Source organism: Marinobacter sp. LM1 (genome assembly GCF_042763285.1).
Taxonomy (GTDB): Bacteria; Pseudomonadota; Gammaproteobacteria; order Pseudomonadales; family Oleiphilaceae; genus Marinobacter; species Marinobacter nauticus.
Map to the genome: position 1 here is coordinate 1865292 of NZ_CP114373.1, position 14279 is coordinate 1879570.

Here is a 14279-nt window from a genome sequence, read left to right on the forward strand (position 1 = left end):
AGCTCGCGCCATGCCCATCGCCATTCTCATGATTTTACTCTTGCTCCCTGCCCAGAGTTGGGCCGGTGGGTTATGGGGCTCGGAGGGCCAGGATGTGGCCCGGGTGCAGGTAACCGAAGCCTATCTGTCCTGGAGGACGGGCCCGGCATCCGGATACCCGGTGTTCCATACAAGTGAGAAAGGGGAGTGGCTGACCATCCTTCAACGCAAGACCAGCTGGATCAAGGTGATGGACTCTCGAGGCAGGGAAGGCTGGGTGTCGGTGGCGGACCTGGCTCAAACCGTGGATGTCACGGGAGAGACCGTGAGCCTCCAGGTTCCTGACCTGGATTCGTTCGGGAAGCGACGGGCAGAAGCCGGTTTGATGATGGGCGAGTTTGACGGTGCTGCCGTGATGGCTGGCTATGGAGGTCTTTGGCTGACCCGGAATCTGTCTGCAGAGCTGTGGGGGTCTCAGATTCTTGGCAGTGCCTCCGAGATTCGGATGGTTAATGGCAATTTGGTGCATCAGCCATTTCCGCACTGGCGGATATCGCCTTTTTTCACCCTGGGGATTGGCCACATCTGGATTGAGCCGAAAGCGTCTCTCGCCCAGCCGGAGGAACGTGATAACAGCATCGGCCATGCCGGCCTTGGAATCAGGGCCTACATCACTGATCGATATTTCATCCGTGCCGAGGTGAAGGACTACAAAGTCTTCACGACCCGGTCCACCAACGAAGAAGCGACAGAATGGAAAATCGGACTAAGCATCTTTTTCTGAAACCACTGTGCCTTGCGGCAGGCCTTTGCACCGCTGCGGCAGGACAGGCGCAGGAAGACCGCCCGCTGATCGAGCCCGATGTGACGCCGGTGCCGGTTACCGAAGCCCTGATCGATACCGAAAACTTCGAGATCGGGGCATTTGTGGGTGTGCTGAACATAGAGGATTTTGAATCGTCCCTGTTGTACGGCGGCAAGCTGACATACCACCTGAGCGAATCGTTCTTTTTCGAAGCAGGTGTGGGCTTTGCGGAAGGCGGCGAGACCAGTTTCGAGAAGCTGGCCGGAGATGTGGAGGTGCTGACCGACAGTGAACGGGACTATAGCTACTATAACATCAACCTGGGGTACAACGTGCTGCCGGGTGAGGCGTTCCTCACAGAGAATTACGCCTTCAACACCAATTTCTATCTGATTGCCGGGGCAGGGGCCACGGAGTTTGCCGGCGATACCCGTTTCACCCTGAATGCGGGTGCCGGCTATCAGGTTTTATTGACCGACAGCGTGTCGGTGCATTTTGGGGTACGGCAACACTTTTACGACATTGATGTGCTTGGGGAAGAGAAGACCTCCGTCAATACCGAGGTCAGTACCGGGTTGTCTGTGTTTTTCTGAAATTAAGGAGGAATGGCTGTGAGAGCATCCATAGCAAGACTGGCATTGGCGGGTGTACTGGCCTGCGCGAGCCCCTTGGCCGCGGCTGAGGCCATTAACGTACCGGCGCCAGACTTTACCCTGGAAAGCCGCTCCGGGGAGAACCTGCGGCTGGAGGATCATCGGGGCGAGGTCGTTATGCTCAACTTCTGGGCTTCCTGGTGTGGGCCCTGCCGCCAGGAAATGCCCCTGATGGACGAGCTATACAGCCAGTACAAGGATCTCGGTTTCATCATTCTGGCAGTGAACGTGGATGAGAATCGGGACGAAGCCCTCCGTTTCCTCGACAAGGTGCCGGTCAACTATCCGATTCTTTACGATCCGGAAAGCTCGGTCAGTGAACTGTATGAGGTTCAGGCCATGCCAACGACGGTGATGATTGACCGGAACGGCAATGCCCGATATCTGCACTACGGCTACCAGCCAGGTTACGAGGATGAATACGAGCAACAGATTCGCGAACTGGTGCGCGAGTAACTTCTGGACGGTGCCCGCTATGCGAATTTTGTCGATCCTGTCGTCCCTGTCTCTGGTTGCACTGCTGCTGATGGCGACCGGCTGCAGCTCGGTAAAACCCTGGGTGAAACCCTACGAGCGTGACAATCTGGCGGATCCGGTCATGAGTCTGAGCAGGCATGGCACGGCTGACGCCTACATGCATCACGTCTATCAGGCCAGAGAATCCGCTCGCGGCGCTGAAGGCGGTTCAGGGGGTGGCTGTGGCTGTAACTGACAGATTTCGGGTTGCTGCACTCAGTCTGATGGCCCTGATGGCGTTACTCACGGTTCAGTCCGCCACAGCGGCGACCTTACCCGTGGACAAAGTAGACGTGCTCTATCATCGTTACGATGGTGGCGGCATGGTGATTGATGGCCCATCGGTGCTGGTCCGCAAAGGCATTGGACCCCAGGTCTCCTTTTCCGGTCAGTATTACGTGGATTCTGTGTCTGCTGCCTCGGTGGATGTATTGGCGACAGCCAGTGCCTACGAGGAGGAGCGCACAGAATACACCGTGGGTGTGGATTACCTGTACGACAAGGCCATTCTGAGTCTGGGTTATACCAACAGTACGGAAAATGATTACGAAGCCAATACCCTCTATTTTTCGGTGAGCCAGGAATTCTTCGGAGGCATGTCCACGGTCACCATGGGCTATGCCAGTGGCTGGGACGAAGTGGGTCGGGTTGGTAATGATTCCTTCAGCGAGGAAGCCGATCGTCGTAACTACCAGCTGGGCCTCAGCCAGGTCGTTACCCGTAACAGTCTGGTAGGCCTGGACCTCGAAGTGGTCACAGACGAGGGTTATCTGCAAAACCCGTATCGTGTGAACCGCTACATTAATCCCGATAATCCAGCGGAGTTCCTGACTCAACCGGAACAGTATCCGGAAACCCGAACCAGTACCTCCGTGGCTGTGCGAGCGCTTTACTATCTGCCGTATCGCGCCTCAATACGCGGTGAATACCGCTATTTTTCAGATACCTGGGGTATTAACGCCCATACCATGGAACTGGGTTACGTGCACGGGTTGAACCAGCGCTGGACCCTTGAAGGTTCCGTCCGCTATTACACCCAGAACGAGGCGGATTTTTACAGCGATCTTTTTCCGTTCAAGAACTCCCAGACCCATCTTGCCCGGGACAAGGAGCTCAGCTCGCTTTCAGGGACAACCCTGGCAGTAGGCGCGGTGTACGAATGGAAACAGACGTCGCTTCCGGGCATTGATCGTCTGCAGTTCAGTCTGTTGGTGGACTGGCTGAATTTTGATTATGACAACTTCCGGGATGTCACCGCGGCCGGAAACTATCTCCCCGGCGAAGAACCCCTTTATTCCTTCGATGCCTATGTCACCCGGGCGTCATTGATTCTTGAATACTGAGCATGCAGGAAGAACGACCATGGCCACTTGCTTGAACTCCCGATTTCCGGCGCTGTTAGCGGCATTGACCCTCGCCCTGACAGCCCCTGCCTTCGCCCAGTCCAATCCCGGGGAGGAGAAGGACGAGACCGCGGTCGCCGAGCAGGTCGAGGCCCTCAAGAAGAAGGTTATCCGGCTTAACCGGGACCTGTTTATCCTTGAGGAGGATCTGCTGTTCCCGGCCAACACCCAGGTTGCAGTGTTTCTCAGCGTGGATGCAGGCAAGTTTCTGAAGCTGGATGCGGTCAAGCTGAAGGTTGACGACGAGATCGTTGCCTCTCACCTCTATACCGAGCGTCAGGCGAAAGCACTTGAACGCGGCGGTATGCAGAGGCTTTACGTGGGCAACCTGAAGACCGGAGCCCATCAGGTGACGGCGTTCGTCGAGGGCATCGGGCCGGATCAGCGGCCTTACAAACAGGCAGCGTCGCTGGAATTCGAGAAGGGCACCGGCACAGCTGCACTGGAGATCCGTGTTGAGGATCGCTCTTCCGATTATCAGCCCTCAGTTTCCATCGTGGAGTGGGAGTAAGCCGCGCCGTGGGATTGACAGTGATCAAACCATTTCGAACGCGTTCGGTATTGTTTACCGGCGCTTTGTTATGGCTGACGATGGTTGCTCCGGCCCAGGCCGATGAGCCCCGACCGGAGCGGGCGAAGGACCTTCGGTACGGTTGGGCTCTGTATGAGTATCATCAGGGCAATGTCTTTGAGGCTCTGACCCAGCTGGCGGTTGCCCGTGAGCAAGGCGGTATCGAAGGACATGGTGATCACCCGGCTTTGGTAGAGGGTGGGCTGATGTTGTCCTGGGGCATGACCCGTGAGGCCAGCAAATTGTTCACGGAACTGCTCGGTAGTGACGGCACGGGTAGCACACTTTCGCCGGATGTTCGCAATCAGGCCTGGTTCTATCTGGGCAAGGTGTTTTTCCTGGAAGGTAATCGTGAGCTGGCCGGTGAGAATCTCGAGCGCGTGGATGCCGAGGCACTCGCTGAGGCCAACCATGACCTCTATCGGGAGTGGGTTTATCTGCGAGCACGAGTGGCCATGATGTCTTCGAGGATCGAAGACGAATCGAAGCTGACGTCGCTAAAGGAACAACTGGAAGACACGGACATCTGGTCCCTTTACCTGCAATACAATTCAGCCGTCGCCGCTCTGGACGCGGGAGACGTCGCGACAGCCGAGGCTGAACTGCAGACACTCATCGCCATCATTCAACAGTCTGCCGATTCCGCCGAACCTGAGGCCGAACGCGAAGGCCTGTTGGACAGGGCCCGACTGTCACTTGCCCGGCTTTACCTCAGGGATGATCGGTTCGACGCGGCGCTTGAGATCCTTGGCGACATGCCGCTGAATGGCGTATTCGCTGACCAGGCCCTTTTCGACTATGCCGTAGCGGCGGCCGGGCAGGGCAGGCCGGATCGGGCACTTGATGCGCTCGATACGCTGTCGAGCAGGGATCTGTTTTTGCCATGGCGCCAGCAGGTTCCGTTCGCCCGGGCCTATGTTCTTGAGCAGATGAACAAACCACAGCGAGCATTGCCGGCCTTCAGGCAAGCGGCCGACCTTTACCAGGCCCGTATTGAGGAGCTGGACATTATCCGGAATCGGCTCACTGAAGAGAGTCTGATGGCGCAGCTTGACTTCACTCGCGACAGCGACGGCATTCTCACGGATTCCTACGGCCGTTTGCGGGTCCAGCCTGCCGATTTCGGCATAGCCGAAGTGCTGGCTTCGGAGACTTTCCAGCAGGCGCTTGCAGAATTGAACGAGCTCTACCAAATGCAATCCTTTATCGCCGAGCGGCAGTCCCGGTTTGAATCCTTCCGGATCATGCTGGAAACCCGCGAACAACAGCGTCAGGTGCGGATTGCGGAAACCCGTCAGGCGCTCGAAAACCAGCAGGCGGACCAGTGGCAGACGTTGCATGAGGAATTCAGGGAAACGATCGCCACTGCGTTGGCTGAAGAAGACGTTCAATTCTTCATGACCGCAGAACAGAAAGCACTGAGAGACAAGCTCAATGAGGTTGAAGAAACGCTGGCGGGCTTGCCTGATGATGCCACCACGGCCAGCCAGCGTGAGACTTACCGGAGAATGCGTGCCTACTTCGACTGGTGGATTGCGGATGACTATGGCGTGAATCGCTGGGCGGCGCAAAAGCAGTTGCGGGAGCTGGATCGTGAAATGCAGCACCTCCAGGCCCAGCGGCAGAGGGTTGAAACCCTGATGTCCGACGATGGCCGCCATGCCGAACTGGCTCGCCGCATTTCTGCCAGCGAGCGCGAACTCGCCACCCTTGGCCAAGAGGTGGCGGTTGCATTGAGCAACGCCCGGCGAATCCTCCTGAGCCAGGTAGACAGCATGCTTGTCGCCCAGCAGGAGGAGCTCAATGGGTATCTGGTGGCTTCCCGCCATGCCCAGGCCAGGTTGGCGGACCAACTGTTCCGTAGATCGCAAAACCCGGGAGCCGGTGATGAGTAACGGGACTCCTGGAAAGATGGTGAAAGGCCTTGTCGTAGCAGGTGCGCTGCTCATGGCCAGTGGCTGTCAGATGTTACAGTCGATGATGCCCGCCGGCGACGAGGAAATGCCAAGGGTCCGTGAGGGTACTCTGGCCGCGCTTCCGGCGACTGAAACCCGTCAGGTTCAGGGTATAGAGGCTGGCAGCGGCCCCACGGATGATGTCTCCATCGAAACAGTGATGGAAAGCTACAAGGCGCTTTTGCCGCTGGTGGACGATCCCCGCAAGCAGGTTACCATCCGCCACCGGCTGGCCGATCTGGAATTCCAGCGGGCGGAGAGGAAAATGGCCGATACCGCTGTCGATGAGCTCGCCGGTGCTATCGAGGCCTACCAGCGTCTTCTGTCCGAATACCCGGAGCGCGAGGGCAATGACAAGATCTATTATCAGCTTGCCAGGGCCTGGGAGCTTCGGGGAGCGACGCCCCAGCAACTCGATACTCTGGATACTCTGGTCCGGCGGTACCCCGATTCTGACTACTGGATAGAAGCTCAGTTTCGCCGAGGCGATTTGCTGTTTATCGATGGCCGATACCGGGAAGCCGAGCAGGCCTTCGACGAGGTTACTCTGGCCAGCCAGGAGCGTATGGCCGATGCCTCATTTCTGGTGAACGCGCATTACATGAAGGGCTGGAGTCTGTTCAAGCAGGCGCAATACCAGGAAGCCCTGTTCAGCTATGTAGAAGTGCTTGATCTGGTGATGCCGGAGGGGCAGCCGGTGGAAGATGTGGATCGGCGGGGCCAGACCCTGATCGAGGATCTGTTCCGGGTCGTAGGGCTGTCCCTGTCTTACCTTGATGGCGCGGAAACCCTGCAGGCGCTGTTTCGCCAGACGGGCGGGCGTCCATACGAAATTCTCGTTTATGACCGCTACAGTGGGCTTTTGGTCGAGAGAGAACAATACGGTGACGCCATCGACGTCTTTGAAGCCTTCATAGAAGACCACCCGGCGAGTCCCTGGGCGCCTCGCTACCACATGCGGATTATCGATACCCTGGAACTGGCCGGTTTCACCCGTACTGTGCCTGAACGAAAGGCCGACTTTGTTAGCCGTTACGGAATTTACAGCGACTACTGGCAGTCAGCGGGCCCGGAAGCGATCGGTTTTATCGGGCAACAGCTGGAGCAGCTCCTGCCTGAGCTGGCAGACCGCCAGTACCTGTTGGCAGGGGAGGCCTCCGATCAGCAGCAGGCCGATGATCATTACCGCAAAGCCGCCAGTTATTACGCAGAATTTGCCGCTACCTTCCCGGATCATCCCCGCACACCGGAGCGTCTGTTCCTTCTGGGTGAAACCTATCTGGAGCTGGAAGACTGGGCGGAAGCCATCGCCGCTTTCGAGCGTGTGGCCTATGACTACCCGCAGGACACCGTATCCGGGCGGGCAGCCGAAGCCGGCTATGCGTCGGTTCTGGCATTCCGTGAGTATTCAATAACCTGGAACAGTCTACCCATATCAGAACAGGCGGCTTATCAGGAACTGCAGCAGTTGAATCGGCTGCGGTTTGCAAATGCATTTCCCGAAGACCCCAGGGCCCCGGCGGTGTATTACATTGCGCTGCAGCACGAGTTTGACCGGAACAACTGGGAAGAGACCGTCAATATGGCGGCCCGGCTTGTGACCTGGCAGCCCACGCCTTCCGCTGAGTTAACGACAGAAGCCTTGCTGTTGTCTGGCCACAGCCTCTCTGAACTGGCCCGATACTCCGAGGCGGAGCAGGCTTACCGTGATGCCCTGGCGACCATGGCTGAGGAAGATGAGCGAAGAAGCGGGGTGCGTGAAAATCTGGCCGCCGCGGTCTATCGGCAGGCCGAGCAGTTGGCCGATGCCGGTAATGTGGAAGCTGCCGTCGGCGAGTTCCTGCGAGTCGGTGCTGTGGTTCCGGAATCCGCACTAAGGGCAAACGCTGAATACGATGCCGCCTCACTTCTGATAACCGCCAATCTCTGGGAACCGGCCATTGGTGTGCTGACCAGTTTCCGAAGGGCTTTCCCGGACCACGAATTGATTGATACGGTCCCGGCAAAACTGGCGTTGGCCTATCGTGAAACGGCGCAGTGGGAGCGAGCAGCCGACGAACTTCAGCAAATGGTGGCCCTGGCGACAACGCCGGAAGAGCGAAGAGAAAACCTGTTGATTGCAGCAGAGCTGTACGATCAGGCCGGAAACCGTGACAAGGCCATCGATACCTGGCGGAATTACGCCAACAGCCATCCCGAGCCGGCCGATGTCTACATGGAAGCGGCCAATCGGCTGGCTGAGCTCTATCAGCAAGCTGATGACACCGTAAAAAGAGATTACTGGTTGCGCAAGCAAATGGAAACGGTGGACCGGAATCCGGACGCGGCGGACGACCGCATGCGCTACCTTGCCGCGTCAGCCTCGGCCATTCTCGCCCGCGAAGCGCTTGCCCGGTATGACAGCATTCGCCTGACGTTGCCACTGAATGAGAGCATGGCTGCAAAGACCGATGCGCTTGAAGGGGCAGTTAATGCTTACAAGAAAACCGCCAGTTACGGCCTTTCGACGTTCGCAACCGAGGCCGGATACCAGATTGCCCATATCTATGGACGCCTCGGTGCCGATCTGATGGATTCGGAGCGGCCCTCCGGGTTGAGTGAGCTTGAGCTGGCCCAGTACGAGCTTTTGTTGGAAGAGCAGGCCTATCCATTCGAAGACAACGCCATCGATATCCACGAGCAGAACATCCGGCGGGCCCGGGAGGGCATTTTCGATGAGTGGGTCAAGCGCAGCTACGAGGCCCTGAAAGTCCTGCTGCCAGGGCGCTACCGGAAGGAAGAAGTGACCTCGGGGGTTGTCTATGAACTTGATTAAGACCTGTGGTCTCTGTCTTTTGTTGTCAGTCGCGTTGTCTGGATGTGTCACGGCCCCGACGCCGCCAGAATCTGATCCTCAGGTCGAGCAGGCTGTCCTCGAGGCGTCATTCAGCGAAGCGGTCAAGGCCATGGAGCAGGGCAACTTTGCCGAAGCCCGGACCGTTTTTGAACAATTGGCCCGGAACTATCCGGACAAAGCCGGCCCCATGGCCAACCTTGGCATCATTGCTTTCCGGGAAGGGGACGCCGATAGCGCGAAAGAATGGTTTGAGCGCGCGCTGGCGGTTAATTCCGAACAGGTCCAGGCTTTGAATCATCTGGGCGTGATTGCCCGAAATGCCGGAGAATTCGATGAGGCGGAACGGTATTACCGAGCTGCGTTGGCGGCGGATCCGGATTACGCGCCTGCGATTCTTAATCTGGCCTTCCTGCTGGATATCTATCTGGGTAACCCTGCCGATGCGATCGAACTCTATGAGCGTTATCAATCGGCTGCCAGAGAACCGCACCCGAGACTGGAAGACTGGATATTTGATGCGAAAAACAGAATCTGATTTGGACAGGTTGATATGAAACGTCTTTCGCCGATCATTCTGGCCGCTTCCGCTCTGATAGCTGCGGCGCCCATGCTTTACGCCCAGGACACCCCGGGTGTGGTAACCATCGAAGGTACCCGCATTCGTGGCGACCAGGAAGTGCCCACGGTCATGTATCTGGTGCCCTGGCAACCACCGGAAGTTGAACAACTTCGGGCGCCAGACGAGCGGCTCATGGTTAATCAGGGGATTGCGCCGCTGGAACGATATGAATTCCAGAGGCTGGTGCAATACCACAACGAATTCCTGAAACAGACACAACCGGCAGATGAATCGCCAGAGTGAGACATTCCTCACATCTGCTCTGTGTTCTTGCGCAAAAATAAACAAACCCTCACACAGACTTGCGCGAACTTACCCTGTCCGGGCGAGCTCGCGAATAGACTGATCTGAAAACGGACCATGGAGTGCCCAGAAAATGATCGATACCGCCGTTCGCTTCTTCCAGGAAGGTGGCTTTTTTATGTTTCCGATCGCCGTTGTGCTGATCATCGGACTCATTGTTGCCATTGAACGTTACGTCTACCTTTCCGCCCAGAAACTGACCAACCGTCGGGATTTCAACCGCCTGCATCAGATGATTGCAAAGCGCGATCTGAAGGGCGCCCTGAATTACACTCAGGAGTCCGGTAGTGCCATGTCCACCATGATCGGCTTCGGCCTTCAGCGCCTCGCCCGCCGCCAGGGTCGCGAAGAGATCGAATACGCCATGGAAGAGGGGTTGCTGGATGTTATGCCTCGGCTGGAAAAGCGCACACAGTACCTGGCAACACTGGCCAACATCGCCACGCTGCTGGGCCTGCTTGGTACCATTATCGGTCTGATTGCTGCCTTTACCGCAGTAGCCGCAGCGGATCCGGCCCAGAAAGCGAGCCTGTTGTCCCAGAGTATCTCGGTCGCCATGAACACGACAGCGTTTGGCCTGATGTCAGCCATTCCGATGCTGCTGATCCATTCGCTGCTGCAAACCAAGACCAACGAGATTGTTGATAGCTTCGAGATGGCCGGCATCAAGGTTCTGAACCTCCTTAGCGATGGCTCCGGCAACAAGTCCGGTGCACAACCACAGGGTCAGACTGCCGCTGCGACGGCACAGGTAGCGACACCGGCCGGTAGCCCGGCCTGATAACCAGCCAGAAGGATGTCAGGCCATGAGACGGAAGCATCGTCGCCTACAAAGTGAGGCAGATCTCGACATCACGCCCTTCATGAATCTCATGATTGTGCTGGTGCCGGTACTGCTGCTGAATATGGTGTTTGCCCACACCAGCGTTCTGGAACTCAACTTTCCGACCGGCGAGAGCCTGTCGGCAGAGCAGGCTGAAGAACTGCAGATCCAGGTTGTGATCTATGAAGATCGGCTGGTTGTTGCAGATAACCAGGGCGGCGTCATCAAGGACATACCCCGGCGTGAGGGCGAGTATGATTTTCCTCTGCTCAAGGATGTCATGAAAGAGATCAAGAGTCGGGTGCCGGACAAAAAGGATGTGATCATCATGCCGTCCCGGCAGACCTCTTATCAGTCTCTGGTTTCCGTGATGGATACGGTGCGCTCCTATGAAGCCGTAGTGGCTGGCAGTGTTGTCGAGGCAGAACTGTTCCCCGAAATCTCCCTCGGAGATGCACCTGCCCAGACCTCGGGCACCGCGGAGGTAAGTTCATGAAAGAATCCGCGAAAGCCCGTCGTCTGAAACGGCATTACCGGCGCAACAAAAGCCAGGGAAAAATGAACCTGGTGTCGCTGATGGATATTTTTACCATCCTCGTGTTCTTCCTGATGGTGAACTCTTCGTCTGACGTACAGGTACTCAACCAGAACAACACCATCAAATTGCCCGATTCGACTGCCCAACAACCCCCGGGTGATGTACTGGCACTAACCGTGACCGACCGGGATATCCTGGTGAACGGCCGGCTGGTGGTGAAACGCGACGCGTTCCAGACCTTCGAGGGGCAGGTTGAGCCATCGCTGAAGCAGGAGCTCGACTACCAGGCCAGTCGTTCGTCGGGGCCAGCACCGGAGGCAGGTCGCCCCATTACCATTCTTGCGGACCGGGAACTTCCTTACGAGCTGCTCAAGAAAATCATGTCCACCTGTGTGGACGCCGGTTATGCCAGCATTTCCCTGGCGGTTAATCAGCGCACGGAACAGGGGGCCTGAAGCTAATGGATTATCGCTACGGATTGCCCTGGAATCAGGAGAGGGGAGAGCGCAAGAGACTGTTGGCGGCGGCGGTTGTCGTGGTGCCCCTGTTTCTGGTTTTCGCGGGCTATGTGAGTTGGGTTGAGTTGCCGGAACAGGATCGGCAGGAACAGGAAGCCTTGCCGCCCCAGTTGGCGAAGCTGATTGTTGAGAAAAAGGAGCCACCCAAGCCGGTATTGCCAGAGCCTGAGCCGCCAAAGCCTGAGGAAAAGCCGGTGGAGCAGGCGAAGCCTGAGCCAAAACCCGAACCCGCTCCAGCGCCGGTTGTTCCAGAACCGGAAGTGGCTGAAAAACCGGAACCAGAGCCCAAACCGGAAGAAGTGGCCAAGGCTCGGGAAAAGGCGAAAAACACCGGGATTCTTGCCATGGGCAACGAGCTGTCGAAGATCAGTTCGCTGGCGGAATCGGTCAAACTGGATAGTCCGGTTACCAATACGGCCGAGCCGATCGCCAGGAAGACCGGTGATACCCTGGCTTCCCGTGCTACCGAAAACACCCGCAGTAGTGGTGTGAATGAAATCGCTTTGAGCCGGGAAACCCGTGAGCTTGCCCTGGCAGAACGGGAGCGCGCGGAGGTGGCCGAGGCGGAACGTGTGGCTGCGGTAAAAGAGACGGTGCGCAGGGAGCAGCAGGAAACTGCCTCGAAATCGCGTAGCCGGGAGGAGTTGCGCCGCACCATGGATGCCAACAAGTCCGCCATTTACAGCATCTACAATCGCGAGCTGCGCCGAAAACCCTCGCTGCAGGGCAGTATCACGCCCGAACTGGTTATCGAGCCGAATGGTGCGGTGTCCAGTTGCTCGGTTGTGGAGTCAACACTCAACGAACCGGCACTTGAGAACAAGATCTGCAACCGGTTGCGGCTGGTAGACTTTGGAGCACGACCAGGAGTCGACAAGACCACCATTCGTTATCCGATCGAGCTGTTGTCGAGCTGACGGTTGGCTCCGGATCAGGGGTGGTGAAGGATCGCTCCTGATCAGGCGCTTTCGACAGTGTGGGGCGCAAACAGCTTGTAGCGGTTTCGCCCCTCCCGCTTGGCACGATACATGGCGATGTCGGCGCCGTTGATCAGTTCCTGAACGGTGGTACCGTCTTCCGGATACAGGCTGATGCCAATGCTTGAACCCACGTTTATCTGGTTGCCGTTGATCTGATAGGGCCGTTTGTTTGCTTCAATCAGCCTGTCGGCCACGGCAAACACGTCGGATAGCCGTTCCATCTCCGGTAGCAGCACAATAAACTCGTCGCCTCCAAGTCGGGCGAGTGTGTCGTCTTCCCGCAGGCAGTCTTTTACCCTGGTAGTGAACTGAAGCAACAGGTCATCCCCCACCGCATGGCCCAGCGTGTCGTTCACTTCCTTGAAACGGTCCAGATCCATAAACATCACTGCAAGCAGCATTTCCTTGCGATGGGCATGGCGAATGGCGTGCTCCAGCCGGTCTTCCAGCAATCGTCGGTTCGGCACACCGGTGAGGGCATCGTAGTAGGCTAGCTGTCGGATCTGTTCCTCGTTCCTGCGATTTTGCGTGATATCCGTGAACAGGCCCGCGTAATGTGTGGTATTGCCGTCATCGTCGGTGATTGCGGTGATGGTCAGAAGTTCCAGATAAAGCTCACCGGTTTTTCGGCGATTCCAGATTTCTCCGCGCCAGTAGCCGTGGGTTTCCAGGGAATTCCACATGCGCCGGTAGAACTCGCTGTCGTGGCGCCCGGATGAGAGCAGATCCGGTGACCGACCGATGACCTCTTCGGCGGTATAACCGGTCAGTTGGGTGAATGCCGGGTTGACGAATTCAATGCAGACGTCTTTGTCGGTCACCATTATGCCTTCAAAAGACGATTCAATGACCCGCTCCGCCAGTTGCAGGGTTCGCCTCGATTTGGCCAGGGCCTGATCCCTTTGTTCGAGGGCTTCGCGAAGATCGTCCAGATACATTTGCTCAGCGCCGGTCAGCATGTCGTGATAACCGATCAGGCCGGTAACCTCTCCAAGCTGATTGACCACGGCAAGATGGCGGATGCGATGATCTATCAGCAGATCGCGGGCGTGAATCAGCGGGTCTTCTTCGTTTACGGTGAGCAGAGGCCGGGTCGCCAATTCATTGACCAGGGTGTTGCTGGTGTGGCGTGCAATAAACCGGACCATATCCCGCTCGGTCAGAATCCCCAAACCTTCTTCGTCGCAATCGACCACCACCGCATCGGCATGATGGCGATGCATGTAACTGGCCACTTCCGCCAGAGACTGGTCGCCCCGAACCACCAGTGGCGGGCGCGGTACGGCCGCCCGCACTTCCCGCAGTCGCAAGTAGGGTTCCAGGCCCTGGTTGAGGGCCAGGTCGGTCTGGGAAAGGATCCCGACCGGTTTGCCGCTACTGTTAGTCACCAGAAAATGGCGTTTTCCGGTATCACGCAAACGAACCGCGGCTTCACCGGCATCCAGAGTCTCGGGCAGGGACAGCACAGGTGAGCTCATCACCGTACTTACCGGCTGCCGGAATGTTTCAGGGTCTGTAAAGTCGATCGCCAGGGCGTCATGTTCTGTCCAGATACCAACAACCGTTCCGCCATCGGTAATCAAAATGGAACTGACCGAGGTTTCGGACATCCGGGCAGCCGCATCGGCAATGGTTGTGTCCAGCTCACACTGAAGCAGGACGCCCGTGTGCATAATGCGTGATATCGGAAGCGGCTGCCCCATGGGCACTCCTGTTATTCTTGGTCTGTCTGTTGCGAAGAATTCGGTAAAAGTGAACCTTCGCTCATTTATATTGAAGT

General features: G+C 57.3%; 15 protein-coding genes. 14 read left to right on the top strand and 1 reads right to left on the bottom strand.

From position 1 onward, the window contains the following. Positions 1 to 10: 10 nt before the first annotated feature. The 14 genes from OZ656_RS08695 (at position 11) to OZ656_RS08760 (ending at position 12436) form a co-directional block, all read left to right on the top strand. Complete coding sequence (locus OZ656_RS08695) at positions 11 to 763, top strand: SH3 domain-containing protein (protein WP_153741427.1); 753 nt, start codon at positions 11 to 13, stop codon at positions 761 to 763. After that, entirely contained in the window at positions 733 to 1377 is a 645-nt protein-coding gene (locus OZ656_RS08700; RefSeq protein ID WP_014421172.1) for an outer membrane beta-barrel domain-containing protein, read from the top strand. The genes OZ656_RS08695 and OZ656_RS08700 overlap by 31 nt, the downstream gene beginning before the upstream one ends. Before the next feature lie 12 nt (positions 1378 to 1389). After that, positions 1390 to 1893, top strand: a complete 504-nt coding sequence (locus OZ656_RS08705; RefSeq protein WP_031210487.1) for a TlpA disulfide reductase family protein — start codon at positions 1390 to 1392, stop codon at positions 1891 to 1893. Between the two features lie 19 nt (positions 1894 to 1912). After that, on the top strand, positions 1913 to 2149 hold the full coding sequence (locus tag OZ656_RS08710; protein ID WP_014421175.1) for a DUF4266 domain-containing protein: 237 nt from the start codon (positions 1913 to 1915) through the stop codon (positions 2147 to 2149). A gap of 28 nt (positions 2150 to 2177) precedes the next feature. Further along, positions 2178 to 3296 (top strand): DUF3570 domain-containing protein, encoded by a 1119-nt coding sequence (locus OZ656_RS08715; RefSeq protein ID WP_278350943.1) that lies wholly within the window; start codon positions 2178 to 2180, stop codon positions 3294 to 3296. A gap of 19 nt (positions 3297 to 3315) precedes the next feature. Next, positions 3316 to 3867 (top strand): AraC family transcriptional regulator, encoded by a 552-nt coding sequence (locus OZ656_RS08720; protein WP_121206775.1) that lies wholly within the window; start codon positions 3316 to 3318, stop codon positions 3865 to 3867. Between the two features lie 20 nt (positions 3868 to 3887). Beyond that, entirely contained in the window at positions 3888 to 5822 is a 1935-nt protein-coding gene (locus OZ656_RS08725) for a lipopolysaccharide assembly protein LapB (protein WP_278350916.1), read from the top strand. Further along, the gene (locus OZ656_RS08730) at positions 5815 to 8697 is read left to right on the top strand and encodes a tetratricopeptide repeat protein (protein ID WP_278350915.1); all 2883 of its coding nucleotides are present in this window, start codon (positions 5815 to 5817) and stop codon (positions 8695 to 8697) included. Before OZ656_RS08725 ends, OZ656_RS08730 begins: the two co-directional genes overlap by 8 nt. Then, a complete protein-coding gene (locus OZ656_RS08735; protein ID WP_153741425.1) occupies positions 8684 to 9253 on the top strand; it encodes a tetratricopeptide repeat protein in 570 nt (189 codons plus the stop codon). The genes OZ656_RS08730 and OZ656_RS08735 overlap by 14 nt, the downstream gene beginning before the upstream one ends. Before the next feature lie 15 nt (positions 9254 to 9268). Continuing rightward, on the top strand, positions 9269 to 9580 hold the full coding sequence (locus OZ656_RS08740) for a hypothetical protein (protein WP_183578911.1): 312 nt from the start codon (positions 9269 to 9271) through the stop codon (positions 9578 to 9580). Between the two features lie 133 nt (positions 9581 to 9713). Next, positions 9714 to 10421, top strand: coding sequence for a MotA/TolQ/ExbB proton channel family protein (locus OZ656_RS08745; RefSeq protein ID WP_141066858.1), 708 nt, complete (start codon positions 9714 to 9716; stop codon positions 10419 to 10421). A gap of 25 nt (positions 10422 to 10446) precedes the next feature. Next, entirely contained in the window at positions 10447 to 10959 is a 513-nt protein-coding gene (locus tag OZ656_RS08750) for a biopolymer transporter ExbD (protein WP_153741424.1), read from the top strand. Next, on the top strand, positions 10956 to 11456 hold the full coding sequence (locus OZ656_RS08755; RefSeq protein ID WP_153741423.1) for a biopolymer transporter ExbD: 501 nt from the start codon (positions 10956 to 10958) through the stop codon (positions 11454 to 11456). The genes OZ656_RS08750 and OZ656_RS08755 overlap by 4 nt, the downstream gene beginning before the upstream one ends. Before the next feature lie 5 nt (positions 11457 to 11461). Then, on the top strand, positions 11462 to 12436 hold the full coding sequence (locus tag OZ656_RS08760; protein WP_153741422.1) for an AgmX/PglI C-terminal domain-containing protein: 975 nt from the start codon (positions 11462 to 11464) through the stop codon (positions 12434 to 12436). Between the two features lie 41 nt (positions 12437 to 12477). Here the strand turns inward: OZ656_RS08760 and OZ656_RS08765 are convergent, their stop codons facing one another. Next, positions 12478 to 14202: a diguanylate cyclase domain-containing protein gene (locus OZ656_RS08765; RefSeq protein ID WP_153741421.1), complete on the bottom strand. Its 1725-nt coding sequence runs from the start codon at positions 14200 to 14202 to the stop codon at positions 12478 to 12480. Between the last annotated feature and the right edge of the window lie 77 nt (positions 14203 to 14279).